The 20,843-nt window shown below is 43.8% G+C and carries 20 protein-coding genes; 19 read left to right on the top strand and 1 reads right to left on the bottom strand.

Translation table 11 applies throughout. From position 1 onward, the window contains the following. Positions 1-21: 21 nt before the first annotated feature. From LI015_RS28270 to LI015_RS16355, 7 genes are all read left to right on the top strand, one after another. Positions 22-156, top strand: coding sequence for a hypothetical protein (locus LI015_RS28270; RefSeq protein ID WP_002565950.1), 135 nt, complete (start codon positions 22-24; stop codon positions 154-156). A 368-nt stretch (positions 157-524) separates the two neighbouring features. After that, positions 525-3,446 carry a MobP3 family relaxase gene (mobP3, locus tag LI015_RS16380; protein WP_227125672.1) on the top strand — a complete coding sequence of 974 codons (2,922 nt, stop codon included), beginning with the start codon at positions 525-527 and terminating at the stop codon, positions 3,444-3,446. 13 nt (positions 3,447-3,459) lie between these two features. Then, positions 3,460-4,443, top strand: coding sequence for a DUF3991 and toprim domain-containing protein (locus LI015_RS16375; RefSeq protein ID WP_227125670.1), 984 nt, complete (start codon positions 3,460-3,462; stop codon positions 4,441-4,443). 50 nt (positions 4,444-4,493) lie between these two features. Continuing rightward, a complete protein-coding gene (locus LI015_RS16370) occupies positions 4,494-6,302 on the top strand; it encodes a type IV secretory system conjugative DNA transfer family protein (RefSeq protein ID WP_227125668.1) in 1,809 nt (602 codons plus the stop codon). A 12-nt stretch (positions 6,303-6,314) separates the two neighbouring features. Next, positions 6,315-6,572 (top strand): helix-turn-helix domain-containing protein, encoded by a 258-nt coding sequence (locus LI015_RS16365; RefSeq protein WP_002571396.1) that lies wholly within the window; start codon positions 6,315-6,317, stop codon positions 6,570-6,572. A 281-nt stretch (positions 6,573-6,853) separates the two neighbouring features. Next, positions 6,854-7,006, top strand: coding sequence for a DeoR family transcriptional regulator (locus tag LI015_RS16360; protein WP_227125666.1), 153 nt, complete (start codon positions 6,854-6,856; stop codon positions 7,004-7,006). Between the two features lie 39 nt (positions 7,007-7,045). Then, positions 7,046-7,471 (top strand): hypothetical protein, encoded by a 426-nt coding sequence (locus tag LI015_RS16355; RefSeq protein WP_227125664.1) that lies wholly within the window; start codon positions 7,046-7,048, stop codon positions 7,469-7,471. A gap of 160 nt (positions 7,472-7,631) precedes the next feature. On the opposite strand, the gene LI015_RS16350 is transcribed toward LI015_RS16355, so the two are convergent. Continuing rightward, positions 7,632-8,873 carry a YSIRK-targeted surface antigen transcriptional regulator gene (locus LI015_RS16350; protein WP_227125662.1) on the bottom strand — a complete coding sequence of 414 codons (1,242 nt, stop codon included), beginning with the start codon at positions 8,871-8,873 and terminating at the stop codon, positions 7,632-7,634. Positions 8,874-9,213: 340 nt separating this feature from the next. On the opposite strand from LI015_RS16350, the gene LI015_RS16345 reads away from it, so the two are divergent. From LI015_RS16345 to LI015_RS16290, 12 genes are all read left to right on the top strand, one after another. Next, positions 9,214-9,678, top strand: a complete 465-nt coding sequence (locus LI015_RS16345) for an RrF2 family transcriptional regulator (RefSeq protein ID WP_117451814.1) — start codon at positions 9,214-9,216, stop codon at positions 9,676-9,678. Between the two features lie 77 nt (positions 9,679-9,755). Then, positions 9,756-14,672, top strand: coding sequence for a Rib/alpha-like domain-containing protein (locus LI015_RS16340; RefSeq protein ID WP_227125660.1), 4,917 nt, complete (start codon positions 9,756-9,758; stop codon positions 14,670-14,672). Between the two features lie 87 nt (positions 14,673-14,759). Then, positions 14,760-15,227, top strand: coding sequence for a hypothetical protein (locus tag LI015_RS16335; RefSeq protein ID WP_002565960.1), 468 nt, complete (start codon positions 14,760-14,762; stop codon positions 15,225-15,227). Positions 15,228-15,246: 19 nt separating this feature from the next. After that, positions 15,247-15,525, top strand: coding sequence for an HU family DNA-binding protein (locus LI015_RS16330; protein ID WP_002565961.1), 279 nt, complete (start codon positions 15,247-15,249; stop codon positions 15,523-15,525). Positions 15,526-15,589: 64 nt separating this feature from the next. Continuing rightward, the gene (gene nox / locus LI015_RS16325) at positions 15,590-16,918 is read left to right on the top strand and encodes a H2O-forming NADH oxidase (protein ID WP_080548738.1); all 1,329 of its coding nucleotides are present in this window, start codon (positions 15,590-15,592) and stop codon (positions 16,916-16,918) included. A gap of 157 nt (positions 16,919-17,075) precedes the next feature. Continuing rightward, positions 17,076-17,426 (top strand): cell division protein SepF, encoded by a 351-nt coding sequence (locus tag LI015_RS16320; RefSeq protein ID WP_002565963.1) that lies wholly within the window; start codon positions 17,076-17,078, stop codon positions 17,424-17,426. A gap of 96 nt (positions 17,427-17,522) precedes the next feature. Then, a complete protein-coding gene (locus tag LI015_RS16315; protein WP_002565964.1) occupies positions 17,523-17,945 on the top strand; it encodes a hypothetical protein in 423 nt (140 codons plus the stop codon). Positions 17,946-17,986: 41 nt separating this feature from the next. Continuing rightward, positions 17,987-18,406: a hypothetical protein gene (locus LI015_RS16310; protein ID WP_002565965.1), complete on the top strand. Its 420-nt coding sequence runs from the start codon at positions 17,987-17,989 to the stop codon at positions 18,404-18,406. A 145-nt stretch (positions 18,407-18,551) separates the two neighbouring features. Beyond that, on the top strand, positions 18,552-18,791 hold the full coding sequence (locus LI015_RS16305; protein WP_002565966.1) for a hypothetical protein: 240 nt from the start codon (positions 18,552-18,554) through the stop codon (positions 18,789-18,791). Between the two features lie 46 nt (positions 18,792-18,837). Further along, on the top strand, positions 18,838-19,350 hold the full coding sequence (locus LI015_RS16300) for a ferritin (RefSeq protein WP_002565967.1): 513 nt from the start codon (positions 18,838-18,840) through the stop codon (positions 19,348-19,350). A gap of 394 nt (positions 19,351-19,744) precedes the next feature. After that, positions 19,745-20,110, top strand: coding sequence for a hypothetical protein (locus LI015_RS16295; protein ID WP_002565968.1), 366 nt, complete (start codon positions 19,745-19,747; stop codon positions 20,108-20,110). 254 nt (positions 20,111-20,364) lie between these two features. After that, complete coding sequence (locus tag LI015_RS16290; protein ID WP_002565970.1) at positions 20,365-20,562, top strand: CsbD family protein; 198 nt, start codon at positions 20,365-20,367, stop codon at positions 20,560-20,562. Positions 20,563-20,843 lie beyond the last annotated feature (281 nt).

The raw sequence follows: 20,843 nt of genomic DNA, 5'->3' as shown, positions 1-20,843 counted from the left end.
TGTGTCAAAAAGGAGTATAACATGGGAAAAGAACAAATTATGGAAGATGCAGTTCGTGACCTGACGGAACTGGCCCTGCAGGAGCACAGGGAGACGACCGGTGAAGCAGAACAGAAAATGTTAAAACGAGACGCGGATCCAGTACAAGTTATTTGAGTACGAGTGAAGATGGAATGACCGTGTGGGAAAGTGAGGACAGCAGTAGAGGATATTACTCTGGGAAAGCTCATATGAGAAATGAAAAAGGATTGGAGCTGGAAAAGTCTCGAAATTTCTCTGCACGGAGTATCTGAATGAATGTTAAATCAGCACCATGATGATATGTACCTTCATTTAGTGTTATAAACTTTAAGACCTGGAAGAGCTGGTTGCTGGAAGAGAATGTGAAAGCATTTATCTCTAATGATTTTTATGTGGATTGTGATTATTATGAAACGGAAGATGAAACCACTATAAAACATGGATTTCAGTTACTGATTTTTTATTGTCCACCCAGAGAGGAAGGATGATGGAGGGAGAACTCCATGCCTAAAATTATTTTTACCAGCCGCTATCTGCGGGATGCCCCGCCGGAGCAGCTTGGGAACTATGTCAAGTACATCGGAACCAGAGAGGGTGTGGAAAAGATTGATGAGAGCAAGGGGCACTTGCCCGCAACCGCGGCGCAGAAGAAGCTGATTGTACAGCTGCTTCGTGATCTGCCGAAGGCAAGGGCGATGCTGGAATATGAAGATTACCGGCTTCATCCAACCAGACGAAACGCCTCTGAATTTATTTCCACGGCCCTGGAATGGAATCTGGATCTGTTGTCGAAACGGGAAAACTATGTGGACTATCTGGCCAACCGTCCCCATGTGGAGCGGATCGGAGAGCATGGACTGTTCACAGATGCAGGGAAGCCGGTGGTGATTGCCAGAGTGCAGGAGGAGGTGAAAGCACATAAGGGGCCGGTGTGGACGCATGTGGTCAGTTTAAAAAGAGAGGACGCGGCGCGGTTGGGCTATGATTCCGGAAAGCAATGGATGGAGCTGCTGCGGTCGAAGCGGGCGATGTTCTGTAAGCAGATGAAAATAGACAGCGAGAACCTGAGATGGTACGCTGCATTCCACAATGAGAGCTACCACCCGCACGTCCATGTGATGGTGTATTCTGCAAAAGATCATGACGGATTCCTGACCGAGCCTGCGATTGAAGCGATGCGCTCCGAGCTGGCTCACGATATTTTCCGCCAGGACTTTGCTAATCTCTATGGAGTGCAGAATGCAGCCCGCGAAGGACTCAAGAAAGAAGCAGAACAGACCGTGAAGCGGCTGATTCAGGAAATCCAGTCAGGAACCTGTCAGAATCAGAAAATAGAAAAACAGATACATCGGCTGTCCAAGCGGTTGCAGAGAACAAATGGAAAAAAGGTGTACGGGTATCTGAAAGCAGACTTGAAACAGATGGTGGACCGAATCGTGGATGAGCTGGAACAGGAACCCCATATCAAGGAACTGTATCAGTCATGGGGAACCGCCCGGGAGAAAATCTGGCAGACCTATTCTGATCAGCCAATACCGCTGGCACCACTCTCCCAGCAAAAAGAACTGAAACGGATTAAAAATATGGTGATTACCGAGGCAATGAAGATCGGGAGTCACCATTTTTTGTTGGAAGAATCATCTGCAGAAGAGACTGATATATGGATCGATAGAGCGGTAACCGAGATGGGTAGCATAGCGGGAGATGAACGAAGAGGAGAATCAGAAAGAAGAGATGCGGCAGATGAACCGGAGGACAATGAACTTCCAGGTGACAATGATATAGATTTACATGCAGAGTGGAGTGATACCTATAAAGTAGCCTGTCAATGTCTCTATGGAAGCGATGAGAAGGAGCCGGATTTTAAGGAAGCCTTCCGTCTGTTTTCGGGAGAGGCAGAAGAGGGAAATGCACTTGCCATGTTTGATCTGGGACGTATGTATGCAGATGGCCTGGGAAGGGAAGCAGATCCCGCGAAAGCGCATGAATGGTATGGGAAAGCGCTGACTGCATTTGTTGCAGCGGAGCAATGTGCAGAGGAAAGGCAGCGTCCCTATCTACAGTACCGGATTGGAAAAATGTATGCGGCTGGATTGGGATATGAGCTGCCTGTAGTGCCGGATGAAGAAGGCGGGGACGGGAAAGCAGTAAGGGATTATGAAAAAGCGGTTGCGTGGTTTTCCCGTGCAGTGTCGGCCGATCACAAATACGCCCAGTATTCACTTGGAGGTCTCTATTACCGGGGGCAGGGAGTCACACAGAACTACAGTCAAGCATTTAACTTATATCAGAGGTCCGCAGAGCAGGGAAATCCCTATGCCAGTTATGAAATGGCAAAGATGTACCGGGACGGAATTGGAGTTGCCGTTAACGTGGAAAATGCGGAAAGTTGCTTTGAACAGGCATTTTCCGGTTTCTGCAGACTGGAAGCGCAGAGCCATGATGACAAGCTGCAGTACCGCCTGGGGCAGATGCTGCATACAGGAACCGGTACGGTAAAGGATGATAGAGTAGCGGAAGCATACTGGGAACGGGCCGCACAGCTTGGAAATATGAATGCCCAGTATGCATTGGGAAAGCTCTGGCTGGAACATGGAACAGGAGATCAGAAACAGGCGGTTGCCTGGCTTGAGAAAGCGGCAGAAGCAGAACATGCGTCAGCACAGTATGCTCTCGCAAACATTTATCTGGCAGGCGAAGCCGTTGCCAAAGATGTTACCAAAGCCACGGAGCTGTTTACGAGAGCGGCAAAACAAGGCCATGACTACGCAGCCTACCAGTTGGGCAAACAATTCCTTCAGGGGGAAGAGACAGAAAAAGATGTGGAAGCTGCAATAAAGTGGCTGAAGCAATCCGCCGCTGCAAATAACCAGTACGCCCAGTATTCTCTGGGAAAATTATATCTGGACGGAGAAAAAGTGGAAAAGGATATTAGGACAGCAATCACCTACTTGAAAAAATCCGCTGCCCAGAACAATGCGTTTGCAGAATACCGTCTGGGACGGTTTTACCTGCTGGGGGAGGACGTGGAAGCGGATGTAAAAGAGGCCGTCCAGTGGCTGGAGCAGTCTGCTTCACAGGGAAATCAGTATGCTCAATATGCCCTCGGAAAACTGTACCTGTGCGGACATGAAGTGCCGCGGAATAAGGAGAAAGCCCTTCAGTACTTAGAAGCATCGGCAGTCCAAGGAAATATCTATGCGCAGTTTCTGTTAGATCATTTGGATTCGTTCTATGAGCCGTCTGTTTTTCTTGCGACAACGAGGCTCATGCACCGCCTGGCACAGATGTTTGAAGAAGAAAAATGGAAAGCAGGAGGTAATTCCATGCAGGTGGAAGGAAAACTCCGTAGTAGAATCCGGGAGAAAAAGAAAGCAATGGGGCATAAAGCGGATGATGAAACTCCGCGTCAGAATCTATCATGAGGGGGTATCGGATATGTCATATGTTTATTTCACAGAAGAGCAAAAGGAGCGGGCGAATTCCATCGACCTGGTGGACTTTTTACAGCGCCAGGGAGAAAAAATGCTTCCATCCGGGAGGGACAAACGTTTAAGCAGCGACCACAGCATCACGGTCAGAGGGAACATTTGGTATGACCATGCGATAGAAAAAGGAGGGCTGGCCATTGATTTTGTAAAATACTTCTATGGGAAAACGTATCCGGATGCAGTGTCGATGCTGCTTGGCGGAGAACAGGGGATTCCATACAGCCAGAGTCAAAAACAGGAGAAAGAACCATCTGCATCATTTTCACTTCCGCCAAAGAACCGTGATATGCGCCGGACCTTTGCCTACTTGTTAAAGGTGCGGTATCTGGACAAACAGATTGTAACAGATTTTGCAAAGGCAGACCTGCTGTATGAAAGCCTGGAGGATTCTCAGGACGGAACGAGGCAGTACCATAATGCAATCTTTGTCGGGAGAGATAAGGAGGGAGTGGCCAGGCACGCGCACAAAAAAGGAATCTATACCTACGGTTCGAGCTTCCGGGGAAACTTAACGAGCAGTGATCCGAAGTATAGCTTCCAGTGGGTAGGAACCAGCGATACGCTCTATGTGTTTGAGGCCCCTATTGACTTACTCTCCTATGTTTCCCTACACAAAGAAGACTGGAAGCAGCATAGCTATGTTGCACTGTGCTGCGTAGGCTCTAAGCCGATCTTTCAATTATTGCAGGATTTTCCGAACATGAAAAAAATACGGCTGTGTCTGGATCATGATATCTCAGGAATGAAAGCGGCAGAACGGATCAAGAAACAGCTTCTGGAAATGGGATATGGAGATACGGAAACGGATTTGTCCCAGTATAAGGACTGGAATGAAGATTTAAAAGCCCTTCATGGGCAGCTTGCGATTCCAGCTGAAGAACTTCCGGGGAATCAGCAGGAAACGAAACAGGAATTATTGAAAATGGAATGAGTCAGTTCCTAACTTTCATCTATCGTACCCGGTTCCAGAAAGGAGGTATCATGGAAACAATTCAGATGGTGCTGCTCATTTGTGCCGGCGCAGGGATGTTTATCCTGATGGGGGTGATCCCGTTGCTTGCGAACCACTATTCTCTGAATGGGATTAAGTCAAAGACGGTAGGGGACGGCCAATATGGCACGGCCAGATTTGCCAGCGAGGCAGAAATCAAACGGACCTTTGCACAGGTTCCCTATGAGCCGGTGTTGTGGCGGCAGGGAAAACATCTGCCCAAGGTACAGGGGATCGTAGTCGGAGGGCTGTTTTCCAGAACCAGAGTGACGGCTTTGGTTGACTCCGGTGACATCCATCTCCTGATGATCGGCGCGGCTGGTGTTGGTAAGACTGCCAACTTTTTATATCCCTGCATTGAGTATGCCTGTGCCAGCGGGATGAGCTGGCTGTGTACGGACACCAAGGGAGATCTGTTCCGCAACTACGCGGGAATAGCTCAGAAGTATTATGGGTATCAGACTTCCATCCTGGATCTGCGCAATCCGACCTGTTCCGATGGCGATAACATCCTCGGCATGGTGAATAAATACATGGATCTATACTTAGAGAATCCGGAGAATCTGGCTGTGAAAGCCAAGGCAGAGAAATATGCAAAGATCACAGCCAAGACCATCATTAGTTCCGGAGGCGGAGATTCCTCCAGTTATGGACAGAACGCATTTTTCTATGACGCAGCGGAGGGGCTTCTGACAAGTGTGATTTTACTGATCTCCGAATACTGTCCTAAGGAACAGCGTCATATCGTAAGTGTGTTCAAATTAATCCAGGATCTGTTGGCTCCGTCACCGGTAAAAGGGAAGAACCAGTTCCAGCTGCTCATGCAGAAGCTGCCAGCCGACCACAAGGCAAAATGGTTTGCCGGCGCGGCACTTAACACAGCGGAACAGGCCATGGCTTCGGTCCTCTCCACCGCTATGTCCAGATTGAATGCATTTCTGGATTCCGAGATGGAGCAGATTCTGTGTTTCGACAGCACGATGGATACGGAGGCGTTCTGCAATTCCAAATCAGCTATCTTCATTGTGCTTCCGGAGGAAGACAGCACAAAGTATTTCATGGTAAGCCTGTTTTTACAGCAGATCTACCGGGAAATGCTGTCCATTGCAGATGAGCATGGAGGGAAACTTCCGAACCGTGTGGTGGTTTTTGGAGATGAGATAGGTACCATTCCCAAGATTGAGTCCTTGGAGATGCTTTTTTCAGCCGGGCGCTCCAGGCGGATCAGTATGGTACCCATCATACAAAGCTTCGCCCAACTGCAGAAAAACTATGGAAAAGAGGGCAGTGAAATTATCGTGGATAACTGTCAGGGGGTTTTATTTGGTGGGTTTGCACCCAACTCGGAAAGTGCGGAGATTCTGTCAAAGGCATTGGGAAACAAAACGGTGTTGTCCGGTTCCATCAGCCGGGGGAAAAATGATCCCAGCCAGAGCCTGCAGATGATTGGGCGTCCGCTCATGACCCCGGATGAACTTAAGTCGCTGCCAAAGGGACACTTTATCCTGGCGAAGACCGGTTGTCATCCGATGCGGGTAGAACTGCGCTTATTTTTTAAATGGGGGATTGAATTTGAGGAAGAATATGAAGTGGAACAGCATGTAGCGCGGCCGGTGTCTTATGCGGATCGGCTGGAAGTGGAACAGGAGATTATCCGGAGACAATTTGATGAGGATGGTGAGGCAGACTTTAATGAACCGTCAGGAATAGAGGGGACTTCAGGCGGAGGTCTGACGCATGTACCGATGCCAAAACGGTCGGCAGCCCCAGGAACCAGACAATCACTCCGGACAGACTAAGGGGGGAGGTATATGGGATATTATGATTCTGTCTATTCGGAGGAATTACCACACCGTGCGATTTCGGTGTATATGTATTTAAAAGAGCGGGCAGATAAAAAGAGCCAGTGTTATCCGGCCATGAGCACCATCGCAGAAGAACTGAACCTTTCGAGGAGAACGATTCAGCGGGCGGTTGCAGATTTAGAAAAGGCCGGATTCATTAAAACAGAACAGCGTTTTCGGAGAAAGGGAGGGAAGAGCAGCTTACTATACACCATTTTGAAATGATGGGATTACACCAAGGGGAAAATCTGTCTCCTTGGTGTCTTATGGTATATGCCACAATGACGCATGAAGGGAACATCCCATTGCGAGATAGATTATTAAACAGAAAAAAGAATAAGACCATTTAAAAACGCAGCATATTCAGAGGTGACTGGGAAGTAACCATTAAAATAGTGTTTGTGCAAAAACAGGATGAGGGAAAAAATAAATAGCAGGCGCTGATCTTGAGGCAAAACAGTAATTGCTCCGCAAAGTGATATATTCCTAAATGCGAGGTGTGACATATGAAAAGAGAAAGAGCTTTTGTGGAAAGTCACAGAAACCGGATTGTGGAGATAATGGAGGAGAAACCGGAAGTTCGGGTAGATGAACTTCCGCAAATACTGGGGGTGTCCTTGATTACAATTAGGAGAGATCTTCAGTATCTGGAGGAATAGAAGCTCCTTGTTCGTAATTATGGAGGGGTTGTGTCAACTATGGCCCCTAAGAATATGAAGGACGAGGTGCAGCTGTACCGCAAGATTATCGCTAGGTATGCGGCAGCCTTTGTGTCAGAAAATGATACAATATTTATCAACACCAGCAGCAATGCACTCCAGGTGACGGTTATTACCAATAATGGCAAGGCTATAGGGCGGGAATATTGTCCGGGTGTTAATGTGGTACTTACGGGAGGAAAATTGCGCCATACCAAGGATGCCATGGTGGGGGACTTTACTCTGAGAAATTTGCAGCATGTATATGCAAAGAAAGCGTTTGTGGGATGCTCTGGTATCAGCGCAGAGTTAGGAATGACCACAGAGATATTCAATGACACGGATGAGAAGGCATTCGATGACGCCCTGAACGCCATAAGAGAAAAAGGCATTCAGGTATACCAGGTGCACAAATCTGATTTTTAAGACATTGTGCCACTCCGGATTCAAAGACGGCGATTGGAAAAGAGACATATAATTGAAAAAGCGGTATGTCTCCCCTCTATGAGGAGTGGCATAGCGCTTTTTCAATTGGCTGTCGAACGTTTTTGTTATGAAAAAAGATTGATTACATAAGATTCCCGCTTTAAATGAGAGGTGTTTCATTATCTTCCAATGTCTGCTGATGTGGTGGTAAAAAATTAGGATAAAGCACTTTTGGGTGGAGCTGGAAGGCTTTTGGTGTGACGCCAGTTATCTTTTTAAAGGTATGAGAAAAATGGGCGTAATCATAGTAGCACAGAGTGGTTGCGACTTCGCTGGGAGAAAGCCCAGCGCGAAGCAGCAGTTTTGCTTCTGAGACCTTCCGCTTATGGATATATGCCATCACACTGAGCCCGGTTTCTTTTTTGAATCGGGAACTTAAAGTCGCTTCTGAAACAAAGAAAGATTTACTGATGTCATTTACCTTTAAAACGGTATAAAGATTTAACCCAATATGCTGCATGACTGATTTGACCAAAGGAGAGAAATCCTTGTTAACAAAATGATGCATCAGTTCCGTGAAATGGATAATCGCACAATCCCGAACATATAAAACATCCATTAATTTTTCCTTTTCTTCTATCAGGCGTATGTAGAAATTTCTTAAACGATAGGAATCGGAAATATCATATCCGGATTGGATGGCTAAGGAGGATAATTTCTCCAAAATAATGATGGTATAGTTTTTTTTAGAGCGAAGAGGGGACTGGGCATTGTCTGGAATCACACTGTTGCTCAACTCTGCCAGGCTCTCGCGAAGCTGTTGTGTATCGCCGCTTTGAACGAGAGCAAGAATCTGTTCTTCATACCGATAGGTATAGTAGTCTGGCTGGAATGCCCTCCAATCATGTTCTTTTAGTTTTTCCTGTGTTAGTAAAAACTTATTTTTGCGGACCTGTAGATGCAGATCGTCCGAATAAGGACACTCTGAACTGCCACTAAATAAAAAATTCAAATGAATCAGAAAATCCCTAACATCTCCAAGAGAAAAGTAAGGTAAAAGTTCCAAATACTGAGAAAGAAACACCTGCAGGTTTGGGTCTTGCGTATAGCCATAAACCCGGTTTTGAATCACTGTATCCGTAAGGCGAGAGGTGGTAAAAGGTCCAATGATAAGAATGGTATCCGAATGGGAATACGTAATAAAAGCCTCATCCAGTATCCCTGAAAAGAGAAACGTAGAGGAGGAGTCGGAACCATAATATTGAGTAAAATCATAAGGAAGCACCTGAACCCGGTCGGCCACAAACAGATGCTCCAAATGAAAATCCTGATTGAACACATAGATGGGCAGATGCGATATAACATGAATCGACTTTATTAGTTTGAGTAATTTGTTCTTCATAAAAAACTCCCTGATATGGATATCGTTTGTTTGAAATGGATGTATGGTTTGCAAGGGTCTACAAATCGTTTTCAAATGATTACCAAATCTAAGCATATGGTAGGAAGTGGTTCGAGTTTAGCATAGGCCCCTCGCTAAAATCAAGTTAAGGAAAAATAAAAATATGGAAACATACATAAAAAGGCAATGAATTTACAATCATTTTTTTGCGAATATCGTTATAATGCACCTGTAAAGAAAAGAATCTGACATAACAGGTATTGTTATGTCGCATACTAAAAAAGTATGGTATGGATTCACATTGCAAGGGTACATGGGAGGAGGTGAGAAGGAGTTCTACATGCAGTTAACAATGACAACAGACTATGCATTGCGTTGCCTGTTATATCTGGCGGGCAAAGAGGGAGTGTCCAGTTCACCGGAAATAGGAAAAGCGGTGGGGATTAACAATATATTTGTCCAAAAAGTATTACGTGTTTTGCGCGATGCTGGATTCGTTTCCAGTTTAAAGGGTGGGACGGGCGGATACTGGCTGGCGAATAAGCCAGAAGAAATTGTATTGCTTGATATTATCCTGCTGTTTGAAAAGACGATGAAAATCAATCGCTGTTTGGAAGCGGAAGGGTGTTGTGAACGATATGAAACGTGTCCCATGCATGTTTATTATGCAGAAGTACAAGAGACATTGGAAGGTTATTTTGGACAGGCCACTCTACAGGATGTGATAAACCATGGAAAAATAAAAAGGAAGGAGATGATAGATGATGCAAAAGAAAAGGCATGCGATAGAAAGAACTCCATGTAAAATTTTTAGGGGGGGGGGGGTAGAAAAAGGCCCATAATAAACAGTCATTTAAAATAAAGAAAGAGGATATAAAAAGTATGAAGAACAGTCTGGAACAAAAAAGACGAAAATTAAAAAAGACAGGGCGGCAGGCATGTGCATTTGCATTAAGTCTTGCGGTAATGGTGCCCTCTATGGGATTGCCGTCTTACGCTGCTGTGCCATACAGAAGTAATGGTGTCAGCATCGGAGACAAGGGGATGGACACAACCAGCCATTTCACGGCAAATGGAATTGAGGAATCAAATCTTCGATATGCGACAACTGCTTTTGATAAAGTGGATGCAGATGGAACGATTCGTTTAGTACATAATAAGTGGATTGTGACAAACGGAGCGTCAGAATTTGCGACAGATGCCTCCAATCAATTTGCAGGAAAGTATATTCTGAGTTTTTCTAATGATATGTTTTACAAACAAATTGACCGTGTGACGGTTGATGATACCAGTATGGAAAAGGTTGATGACGGAGCCCTTTGGATGATTCCGGCTGTAGGAAACCTTAAAACAGGTCTGATTGGGGTTAACACAAATCACGATATAAAAATTATGTTAAAGAATGGACAGACTTTAGAAAAACTTGGGTTGGCCGATAAAGAAATATCATTTAATAGCTTGTGGATTAAAAGCAATGGAGCGATTGCGGAAGAAAGTGTTAGCAATGGATTTATCCTACAGAATAATCCGAATGTGAAAAATGAAAAGCAGACTGATTTTACCAATGGACGAGTGACTCAAAGAGTGGTGTTTGATGCAAAAACGATGTCCTTGAAATCGATTCATACATTTAAGCCGATTGAGAATTACCTTCAGACAGATTACAACTGGGTTGTTTATGTAAAGGAACGCATACCGGTAGAACTGTTACAGTATATTGACAGAGATGAGGTTTATATCTACTGTTCCGATTATCAAGGGGAAGCTCAGAAAAACCGAAAGATATTCAGGGTAACCATTGATGATGCGGGAAATATTGATACCAGCGAGGTTCCGGAATTAAGCATTGTGGGAAATGATACCAGTACACAATTGAGTGCGGCAAGATCGAATACGAATGAAATCTTTTGGGGAACATTGGGGCAGAGCAGAAATTATACTATTTCCTACAAACTGCGGGATGATGTGACGTTAGATCAGTTTGCAAGAGAGATGAATGATTATGTTACTGCTAAAAATGCCCGAGTGCTGTTTGAACATTGGATGGAGGCAGATTATCTGAATGCCAGGGATGGAGGAGCAACTCCGCAGCAATTGCAAGATTCCTATACGAATGCCTATTTGGATACAAACGATACGGACAAGGATGGATTGTTTGATTTTGTTGAGTGGCAGATAGGAACCGATACTCGAAAGGTGGATACGGATGGAGATGGTGTCCCAGATGGCAAAGAATTTATGGAGGATAAGACAAACCCTAGTGATGCCAAGGATTATCTGGTTTCTATTCCGACTACTAATATAACCTCTTTTGACCCGACAAAAGCTGTCACAATCACTGGTACTGTTCCAAAACCATTGCAAAAAGATCCGGCAGATGAAACAAAGTTGATTAATATTACAAGTCAAGATGCCGGTGATGCGATTGTGAAGCTTCAGGGATATGATGATGCATCAAAGAGCTATACGCAGGATGAATACGGCACAGCAAAGATTCCGTTTGACAATCTTGTTAATGGCGAATTCACCATGAGCGTTCCAGCCAATACGGTTCCAGAAGGAACGAAAGTGGTTCTGGTAGCATACAGCCCGAATGGTATGAATCCTGCGATGGGAACGCCGTTTGAGTTTAAACAAGGGGATGCTGAGAAATATGAAGCAACCGGAGGCGTACTGGATAAGGAATACGGAGAAACCGCTACTGCGTCTGAAATCATAGGAAAGGTAACCACAACAGCTCCTGATGATAAAGTGAAAAGCAAGGAAGTAGTGGGAGATATTCCGACAGAAGGCAAGGGCCAGAAGGTAAAAGTAAAGGTAACCTATGCGGATGATAGTTTTGATGAAGTGGATGTGACGGTGAATTACGGCACTGCAACTGAGAAGTATACCGCTGTAGGCCAAGATGTGTCGGTTGGAAAGGGAGAGACACCGGAGGCGTCCGAAGGAATTAAGAACAAGAACGATCTTCCGACCGGAACCACCTATGAATGGAAGCAGCCAGTTGATACAACAAATCCGGGAACGCAGCCGGGTACGATTATCGTTACATATCCGGATCAGACAAAGGACGAGGTAGAGGTAAATGTCCAGATTAAGGATACAAAAACAGATGCCCAAACCTATGATGCGACCGGAGATGTTCTGAATAAGAAGTATGGAGAAACTGCTACTGCGGCTGAAATCATAGGAAAGGTAACCACAACAGCTCCTGATGATAAAGTGAAAAGCAAGGAAGTAGTGGGAGATATTCCGACAGAAGGCAAGGGCCAGAAGGTAAAGGTAAAGGTAACCTATGCGGACGGTAGCATTGACGAAGCAGAAGTAACGGTAAATTATGAAACTGCAACTGAGAAGTATACCGCTGTAGGTCAAGATGTGTCGGTTGGAAAGGGAGACACACCGGAGGCGTCTGAAGGAATTAAGAATAAGAACGATCTTCCGACCGGAACCACCTATGAATGGAAGCAGCCAGTTGATACATCAAATCCGGGAACGCAAACGGGTAGGATTATCGTTACATATCCGGATCAGACAAAGGACGAGGTAGAAGTGACGGTTCAGATCAAAGATAGCAAAAATGATGCTGAAACCTATGATGTGTCCGGAGGCGTTCTGAATAAGGAATATGGTGACAAAGCCACAAAAGATGAAATTATAGAAAAGGTAACCACAACGGCTCCTGATAATAAAGTGAGATCAAAAGAAGTAGTGGGAACCATTCCGGAAACAGGTAAAGGCCAGAAGGTAAAAGTAAAAGTAACCTATGTGGATGGAAGTGTTGATGAAGCGGAAGTAACGGTGAATTATGGAAGTGCTTCCGATAAATATGAACCGGAAGTAGAAGATGAGACAGTCAAGACAGGAAGCGATATTGATCTCACAGATAATGTGACCAACCTGGATGAACTGCCAACTGGAACAACAGTAAAGGATGTAACAGATACGCCTATTGATACGTCTGTTCCGGGGGATTATACAGGAAAGGTAGAAATCACCTATCCTGATGGAAGCAAGGATATTGTAGAAGTACCAGTGAAAGTCGTTGATAAGACTGATGCGGAACGTTACAGACCGGTGACAGAACGTGAGTTAATTGAGGAAGGGCAGACCTACGACTTAACGGACAATGTAAAAAATATGGGCAGCCTTCCTACAGGAACCACGGTAGAAGATGTAACACCAGAAGGAGAGATTGATCCGGATACTCCTGGAAATTACACAGGAACTATAAAAGTAATTTATCCGGATGGCTCCAGCGAGACCGTAAAAGTTAAGGTGAAAGTTAAGAAAAGAACACCGGATGCGAAAAAATACGATCCCGAAGTTGTACCAGAAATCATCTACGCAGGTGAACTAGCTGATTTGACGGATAATGTGGTAAATCTGGAAGATGAACTGCCAGAAGGTACGATTGTAACTGACATTACAGAGTATGGAGAAGATGGGGTAAACCTGGATAGACCTGGTAAATATAAAGGAAGAATTGAAATTGAGTATCCAGACGGCTCTACAAAAGAACTAACCGTACCTATACGCGTTTTGAAAGATGCAGACACAGACACAGCAACACCGAGTGAACCTGGTAAAGCTACTCCTAGCGAACCGGATAAGGCGACAGATAGTGAGGCAGAAAAGACAGATGCCAGCAAGTATAAACCCAAGCCAAATCCGATTGTTATCGACCAGGGAGAAACATTTGAACCGGAAGAGGGGATTAAAAACAAGGATGAACTTCCAGAAGGTACAGAGTACAGCGATGAGACCCCTGACAAGGTAGATACATCAAAAGATTATACAGCTATCATTGTTGTGACGTATCCGGATGGTTCCAAGGATAAGGTAAAGGTTCCGGTTACGGTACGCCCAGGCGGGTCAGAAAAGACAGATGCCGACAAGTATGATCCAAAGCCAAATCCTATCGTGATAGATAAAGGGGGAACGTTTGAGCCGGAAGATGCGATTAAAAATAAAGATGAACTTCCCAACGGAACAGAATACCGTGATGAAACTCCTGACAATGTTGACAAAACAAAGGATTATACTGCTATTATTGTTGTGAAGTATCCGGATGGTTCCGAGGACAAAGTAAAGGTTCCGGTAACGGTAAAACCGGTAACGTCTGGTTCGGGTGGTTCAGGTAGTTCAGGTAGTTCAGGTGGTTCGAGCGGTGGACATTCGAGTGGAGGCTCTGGTGGAGGCTCTGGTTCCAGGGGTAGCAATGTGAGCAATGACAGAATTTATGCGAACCCTGACATGAGCGTGACGACTGGCTCGCTTCGAGGAACATGGACGCTGGTGGATGCAGAGAACCATAAATGGACCTATACAACGTCCTCCGGTGTCATGGCGAAAGATGGCTGGATGTTCATTGGAAATCCATATGCAAAGGATGAGGAAGGACGATTCAGCTGGTTTAAGTTTGATGCCAATGGAATTATGGAGTTTGGCTGGATCAAGAGCCAGAATGGAAAGTGGTATCATACCCATGCCGTATCAGACGGAAATCTTGGTATTCTTCATAAGGGCTGGTACCATGAGCCAATGGATGGAAAGTGGTATTACCTGGATGAAAAGACCGGAGCTATGCTTGATGGCTGGGTTTCCCTGTCAGGAAAGTACTACTACTTCACGGAAGCGCCTCTGGTTCCAGAACAGACCTATTTCCAGAGAGAGAATGGTTACTGGTATTATGACAATCATAATAGAAGGCCTTACGGCTCTATGTATCAGAACGAGATGACACCAGACAATTACTTTGTTGATCAGAATGGAGTCTGGGATGGGAAAAACCATTAAAAACCATCCGATTCAGATGTAAGATTTTAGCTGGGGGTGCTGCTATCAGTGGCATCCCCTATGCTTTTCATAAGAAATAGGAGATGAGTGAGAAACAAGGTTGGTTCTGTAATTGGTAGAGTAGAGAAGTGCGGGGGGAGAAACGTGTTTCCATGGTTAAAAAGAAGCTGTATTTATATCGCCGTATTATCGGGGGATACGGATACCCTTTGGTATTACAGAGATAAGTTGTGTGATTTCGCGGAGCGCAATCATTACAAGATAGAGGTGGTCCTAACAACCAGCAAAGGAGCCCTTCTTCAAAGCATCAGGCCTTTTAACAGAAAGCCTGACTTTATTATCGTAGCAGCGCCACTGAATCTGTATCAGTATCAGATGTTTATCGAGCAGTTGGAAGGGCGCAGAAGTCGTGCGAAGGTGTTCTTTATGGGGACAGGGGAAGTCCTTAAAGGATACGAGAAAAAGGTAATCTCTGTAGCTAACAAAGCAAAACTGGAATGGTATTTGGAACGAGAGATGGATTGGCTGCAACGAAAGCGATTATGGCGGTGGTGAGAAAGGAGTATGTCACAAAATGAACAAAAGACAATTGGTGGATCGCATGTCATCAGGAAGTGGTCTGACAATGAAACAGAGTGAAAAAGCCTTGAATGGACTGATGGATGTCATACATAGCGAATTATCTTCCGGAGGAAATGTCTCGTTGATTGGATTTGGTGTGTTTTCTGTGGCAGACCGGAAGGCCAGAATGGCGCGGAATCCGAAAACAGGAGAAGAAATGGAAGTAAAGGCCAGAAAAATCCCTGTGTTTAAAGCGGGGTCAACTTTGAAACGGGCAGTGAACAGCAGGTAACAGGATGGAAGCCACACAAGCGGAGCCAGGACTTCGTTTGATTAGAGAACGGGAGGAACCTTTGATGAAGACAGTGATTGTAGGAGCCAATCATGGAGGAATTGCAGCAGCTAATACACTTTTGGACCATTATCCGGATCATCGGGTCGTTATGATTGACCAGAATACCAATATCAGTTACTTGGGGTGTGGGACAGCCCTTTGGGTTGGCCGGCAGATCGACTCCTATCAGGATTTATTTTACACAAAAAAAGAAGATTTTGAAAAAAAGGGAGCTTCCGTCCATATGGAGACAACGGTAAGGAAGATTGACTTTGAAAGAAAGGTTGTTTTCTGTGAAAAGACGGATGGAAGAACATTTGAGGAGTCTTATGATAAGTTGATTCTGGCAACGGGCTCCCTTCCTATTGCTCCGGATTTGCCAGGTCAGAATCTGGAACATATCAGCTTTTTGAAGCTGTTTCAGGACGGTCAGAATGTAGACCACTTAATTGGCCGCATGGATGTGCAACATGTAGCCGTGATAGGAGCGGGGTATATTGGCGTTGAGATTGCAGAAGCGGCAATCCGAAGAGGAAAAAAGGTTAAGCTGTTTGACATTGCAGACACCTCTTTAGCGAGCTACTATGATGAATGGTTCACAAAAGATATGGACCGCCTTTTAGAAGAAAAAGGAATTGAGACGCATTTCAAAGAACAGGTCCTTGCGTTTTTGGGAACAACCTCGGTGGAACGGATTGTAACGGACCATGGAGAATATAAAACGGATTTGGTGATCAGCGCGATTGGTTTCAGACCGAATACCGTGCTAGGAATGGAACATCTGAAGTTATTCAAAAATGGAGCATACTGTGTGGATCGTCATCAACGGACGAGTGATCCGGATGTATATGCAGTAGGGGACTGCGCTGCAATTTATTCCAATGCATTGAAGAGAAAAACCTACATTGCATTGGCAACGAATGCGGTACGTTCCGGGATTGTAGCGGGTCATAATGTGGGGGGAACCGCATTGGAGGAGACTGGGGTTCAGGGCTCCAATGGAATTTCCGTATTTGGTTATCATATGGTTTCTACTGGATTGAGTGTAAAGGCCGCACAAAAAAGCGGGTTGGATGTTACCTATACGGATTTTGAAGATTTGCAAAGACCGGGGTTCATGAAGAAGAATGCGAAGGTAAAAGTTCGGATTGTATATGAAAGGAACTCACGCCGGATTGTCGGGGCCCAGATGGCATCAACCGAGGACATATCAATGGGGATCCACATGTTTTCTCTGGCGATTGAACAGGAAGTGACGATTGATCAGCTAAAGCTTTTAGATCTCTTTTTCCTTCCTCATTTTAATCAGCCTTATAACTACATAACAATGGCGGCGTTATCTGCAAAATAAAGTGCGCAGAGTTAGGAATGATTTAAGAAATCAAGGGGGAGGGAATCTCAGCATCAAATGCAGGGAACTCCCTCCTTTATAAAAATGTTTCTCTGTCTTAGCTGGAATCGCATGATGGGATAGAGAAGTGGGGGCATATAAGGTGGTGTCTGAAAACATGCTGAGCGAGATAATGGATCGTTTGAACCTGTGGCATTATGAGGATGCCGATGACAGGGAAGAGAGAGCGGGACTTTTTGGAAATAGAATGGAAGAGAACGAAGGCAATTTCCTGCTGAATATAGTAACCTATAAGCCGAGGACGATGGATGATGTCCAGGAGATATGCGAACGATTTTTAGATGGAGATGCAGTGATTCTATCCTTGGAGCAGGCAGAAGGAAAAAATGAGGAGAGGATTGTGGATTTTCTATCAGGGGCGATATACAGCCAAAATGGAAATATCTTAAAGATATCCGAACATATTTATGCGATATCCCCAGAGGATGTGGGGATATTTGAAAGGTAAAAACACAATCTGATAGCAAGGGAAAGAGAACTCTTCTTCCAAAAGAACTGAAAGGAGAGAGACGCTGGGAACTGGGCGATTTAGGGAGAAATAAGAATGCAGTTTAAGGCAACAGGTGAAGTGAAGATAAACATAGCCGTATTGGCATATAGCAATAAGCTTTTATGGGATTGCAGAAATTTTTTATATGCTTTTAGGGGTAAAACAAAGTGTAATCTGGGGATTACATTAACGAAAAATGTGGATGTTATCTTTCGCGGAATGAAATTTATGCCAGGCGGATTCGATTTGGTTGTGGTAGCGGATGTTTTTTGTGAACAAAAATATGACGAATTTGTCAATACCATTACAAAAGATCCCAATCATACAAAAGTCTTCTTTTTTGGAGAGGAACACAAGAATGTGAAAAACATGGGGAGTATGATCACCGTATCGAGTAAAGAGCAGTTGGAGAAACAGTTAAGTAAAGAGATTACAGGATTGCTGTTTGGAGCGTCAGATATAACCTATAAGGGATGATAAGAAGACTGTTAAGTCGGGTAAGTGAGAGGAACGAAGGGATGGGAGAAAGAATATTGCGGGATAGATTAGAAACGCTGAAGATGAAAGATTTAGATAAGTTTGACAGAGCGGCTATTGTTCTGCTCTGCATCCATGGAGTGTCGGCGCATGGCGTGTATGGAGATATTTATAATCATAATTTCAAGGAGAATATTCCGTTCAACGGGATTGGAGATATGGTATTAAAAATAGATCAAATATGCAATTGGCTGAATACCCCGAGAGCGACAACAGAACTCCGTTTTTTTAGCAGGGAAATGGAGAAACAGTATAGGGAATCCTATTCAGACCCTCCTGAGCAAAACATGAAAGCAGATGGTGAGGTTGGTGGAGGAGGGATTGCTTACGAACGGGTAGCAAATGCTAAAGAACTGCTTGTGATTTGGGTGAAATACAGGCAGAATGCCAGTTTGCAGTGAAGTGTGAGAGGGAAACTTACAAAAGGGATTACAGTACATTTTAGAAGTGCACTGGAATTAATGCGCATGATGAGTATGGTAGAGAAGTAGCTAGAAGCCAAGTGTAAAGTGTTTTTTAATAGACAACAAAATAGGAAGAATTGTAATGAAACCAAACAAAAGAGCAAAAAATGCAAGAAAACAGATTTCAGATATCTACCTGGAAGTTGTAAAACTGAGCGATTTCTTAAGCGAGCTACAGCTCCAGGCAGAAAGAGAGTTTGTGAATCAGGAAGATTCTCATGAGTTAGCGGATGAGTATATCATTTTATTTCAAGGTATCACCAAAGCAATCGAACAGTGTCGGCAGGTTGGGGGGAAATTACATGTTCTTGTTGAGGAATAATACTAATATATAAGCAAATTTATGATAAATAGACTAGGAGGAATTTATGATGAACAAAAAAATTGCAGATTTACTTAATAATCAGATTAATCAGGAATTCTATTCTGCATATTTGTATTTAGATATTGCAAATTTTTACACGAAGAAGGGATTGGATGGATTTGCAAACTGGTATCAAATACAGGCGCGCGAGGAACAGGACCATGCTATGCTGGTGTATAAATATCTTCATAATAATGATATGGATGTTGCATTGGGGACGATTGGAAAATCAGAAAAAATATTTGTAACTTTGATAGATCCGTTAAAATTTAGTCTGGAGCACGAAAAATATGTAACAGAATTAATTAATGAAATCTACTTAGAGGCTCAGAAAGTGAATGATTTTCGCACTATGCAATTCTTGAATTGGTTTATTAAAGAACAGGGAGAGGAAGAAAAAAGTTCGTCAGAACAGATTACTAAAATGGAACTGTATGGAAGTGATCCACGTAGTCTGTACATGTTGAACAGTGAGTTAGCTGGACGAGTATATAGGGCTCCTTCACTGGTACTATAAAAATCATATTCGGGAACACAACGAGCTTGTTATAGGACTATTCTGCCGTGAAAGAAACAAGTTGTCCTTGCTAGATATAAGCCAAAATACGGAACATTGTACTATTCATTTTTAAGATAATAGTTTTAATTCTATTGTTTACTGTGGGCTGTGGTCCAAAAAGTTGCCTTTAGATATGGAGGAAGAAATAATTTCATGGGAAAGCCCGTTAGATATAGAAATGATTGATTCAGAGAAAGAGGGAAATTTTTGCATTGCGAGGGTAGTAAGAGGGAGAGCCCAGAATCATCCCAAACAAGTTTTATGAACAACTTGGAGAGTGGGACATCAGGAGTGGCTGATTCAATCATTAGGTCGTTGCTCAATAGTTTTATACAGTTTAGGAGAAGGAAAAATGGGGCGTGCAGAGAGACGGCGAAATGCGAAAAATGAGAGGAAAGAAAAGAAAGCTACATATAATCTGACGAGGGAACAGCTCAATCATATGGTTCATGAAAGAGTTGAGGATGAACTGGATCACATGAGGCAAGAGGCGATGGAGGAAGCGATCAATACTGCTATGCTTCTGTTATTAACTTTGCCTTTGAAAGTTTTAATGGACCATTACTGGAACAAATCCTACACCAAACGGATGCCAGAATTTATTAATTATGTTTTGTCCTATTATGAGCAGTGGCAGAAAGGAGAATTGGATATGGATGAATTAAGAAAGGAACTTTGGGAGTATGGTGGTGTCCGCCTGGAAGAAGTGGAGGACTGATTATGATGAATTAAATGAGCAGATAAAAGAGATTGTAGGGAATATTACTGGGAACAATGTATTAAGGTATATGTGGCAGACTGATGTGAAAGAAAAAAGCGATTAGTGTTGAAAATGAACAGTGCTTCTCTCAGGATAATGAGTTTTTCTGAAGCTATTTGGCTGTTTCAATTGAGTGCATTGGTGATAGCTTGAAGTAAAGGATATTATTAATGTTTAACGATGTTAAAATATAAGGAAAGGGGGGATAAAATATGGTGGATAAAGGTCTTACAGATCAGTTGAAAGGAAAAACTAAGAAGATTGTCGGGGATCTCACCGGAGATACTGTGACTAAAGCTGAGGGCTGGCTTGAGCAGGGCGTGGGAAAAACAAAAAAGGCGATTGCGGATGTTACAGATATCATTGAAGAAGTATCGGAAAAAGCAACAGAGAAACTTGATAAAAAGTGAAAAAAACGAAAGTAAAAGATGAAGAATAGAAACAATTAGGGGAAGAAAGAGTATGAGATAAAAGAGAAAATATCTTTTTATTGCAAAACATTATCGGTGCAATCAATTGGAATAGTTGAATGAGTTTTTGAAGATATTTAGAAAGGACGGCTGGAAAAAAGAATGAGGAAAATATTCTCAGACTGTAGACAACTAGCCTCCTAATAGGAGGCGGTTGTCTTTTTTCTGGCTCTTTGTCAATAGTTGGGGTGGGATTTGTTAAAATCCCGCCCCAATTCTAT

Origin of the sequence: Enterocloster sp. 210928-DFI.2.20 (assembly GCF_020554465.1) — a bacterium.
GTDB classification, from domain to species: Bacteria; Bacillota; Clostridia; order Lachnospirales; family Lachnospiraceae; genus Enterocloster; species Enterocloster bolteae.
Note: the sequence above shows the minus strand (reverse complement) of the source record. Positions and strands in the feature narration are given on the sequence as shown.

What these genes read in the sequence shown, in the direction of transcription:
- LI015_RS16365 (WP_002571396.1), top strand. Translation starts at nt 6,315, where the DNA reads ATGGGATATTATGATTCTGTCTATTCGGAGGAATTACCACACCGTGCG.
- LI015_RS16330 (WP_002565961.1), top strand. Translation starts at nt 15,247, where the DNA reads ATGAACAAAAGACAATTGGTGGATCGCATGTCATCAGGAAGTGGTCTG.
- LI015_RS16300 (WP_002565967.1), top strand. Translation starts at nt 18,838, where the DNA reads ATGATGAACAAAAAAATTGCAGATTTACTTAATAATCAGATTAATCAG.
- LI015_RS16340 (WP_227125660.1), top strand. Translation starts at nt 9,756, where the DNA reads ATGAAGAACAGTCTGGAACAAAAAAGACGAAAATTAAAAAAGACAGGG.
- mobP3 (WP_227125672.1), top strand. Translation starts at nt 525, where the DNA reads ATGCCTAAAATTATTTTTACCAGCCGCTATCTGCGGGATGCCCCGCCG.
- LI015_RS16310 (WP_002565965.1), top strand. Translation starts at nt 17,987, where the DNA reads ATGGGAGAAAGAATATTGCGGGATAGATTAGAAACGCTGAAGATGAAA.
- LI015_RS16350 (WP_227125662.1), bottom strand. Translation starts at nt 8,873, where the DNA reads ATGAAGAACAAATTACTCAAACTAATAAAGTCGATTCATGTTATATCG.
- LI015_RS16345 (WP_117451814.1), top strand. Translation starts at nt 9,214, where the DNA reads ATGCAGTTAACAATGACAACAGACTATGCATTGCGTTGCCTGTTATAT.
- LI015_RS16320 (WP_002565963.1), top strand. Translation starts at nt 17,076, where the DNA reads ATGCTGAGCGAGATAATGGATCGTTTGAACCTGTGGCATTATGAGGAT.
- LI015_RS16290 (WP_002565970.1), top strand. Translation starts at nt 20,365, where the DNA reads ATGGTGGATAAAGGTCTTACAGATCAGTTGAAAGGAAAAACTAAGAAG.
- LI015_RS16375 (WP_227125670.1), top strand. Translation starts at nt 3,460, where the DNA reads ATGTCATATGTTTATTTCACAGAAGAGCAAAAGGAGCGGGCGAATTCC.
- LI015_RS16295 (WP_002565968.1), top strand. Translation starts at nt 19,745, where the DNA reads ATGGGGCGTGCAGAGAGACGGCGAAATGCGAAAAATGAGAGGAAAGAA.
- LI015_RS16355 (WP_227125664.1), top strand. Translation starts at nt 7,046, where the DNA reads ATGGCCCCTAAGAATATGAAGGACGAGGTGCAGCTGTACCGCAAGATT.
- LI015_RS16360 (WP_227125666.1), top strand. Translation starts at nt 6,854, where the DNA reads ATGAAAAGAGAAAGAGCTTTTGTGGAAAGTCACAGAAACCGGATTGTG.
- nox (WP_080548738.1), top strand. Translation starts at nt 15,590, where the DNA reads ATGAAGACAGTGATTGTAGGAGCCAATCATGGAGGAATTGCAGCAGCT.
- LI015_RS28270 (WP_002565950.1), top strand. Translation starts at nt 22, where the DNA reads ATGGGAAAAGAACAAATTATGGAAGATGCAGTTCGTGACCTGACGGAA.
- LI015_RS16315 (WP_002565964.1), top strand. Translation starts at nt 17,523, where the DNA reads ATGCAGTTTAAGGCAACAGGTGAAGTGAAGATAAACATAGCCGTATTG.
- LI015_RS16370 (WP_227125668.1), top strand. Translation starts at nt 4,494, where the DNA reads ATGGAAACAATTCAGATGGTGCTGCTCATTTGTGCCGGCGCAGGGATG.
- LI015_RS16305 (WP_002565966.1), top strand. Translation starts at nt 18,552, where the DNA reads ATGAAACCAAACAAAAGAGCAAAAAATGCAAGAAAACAGATTTCAGAT.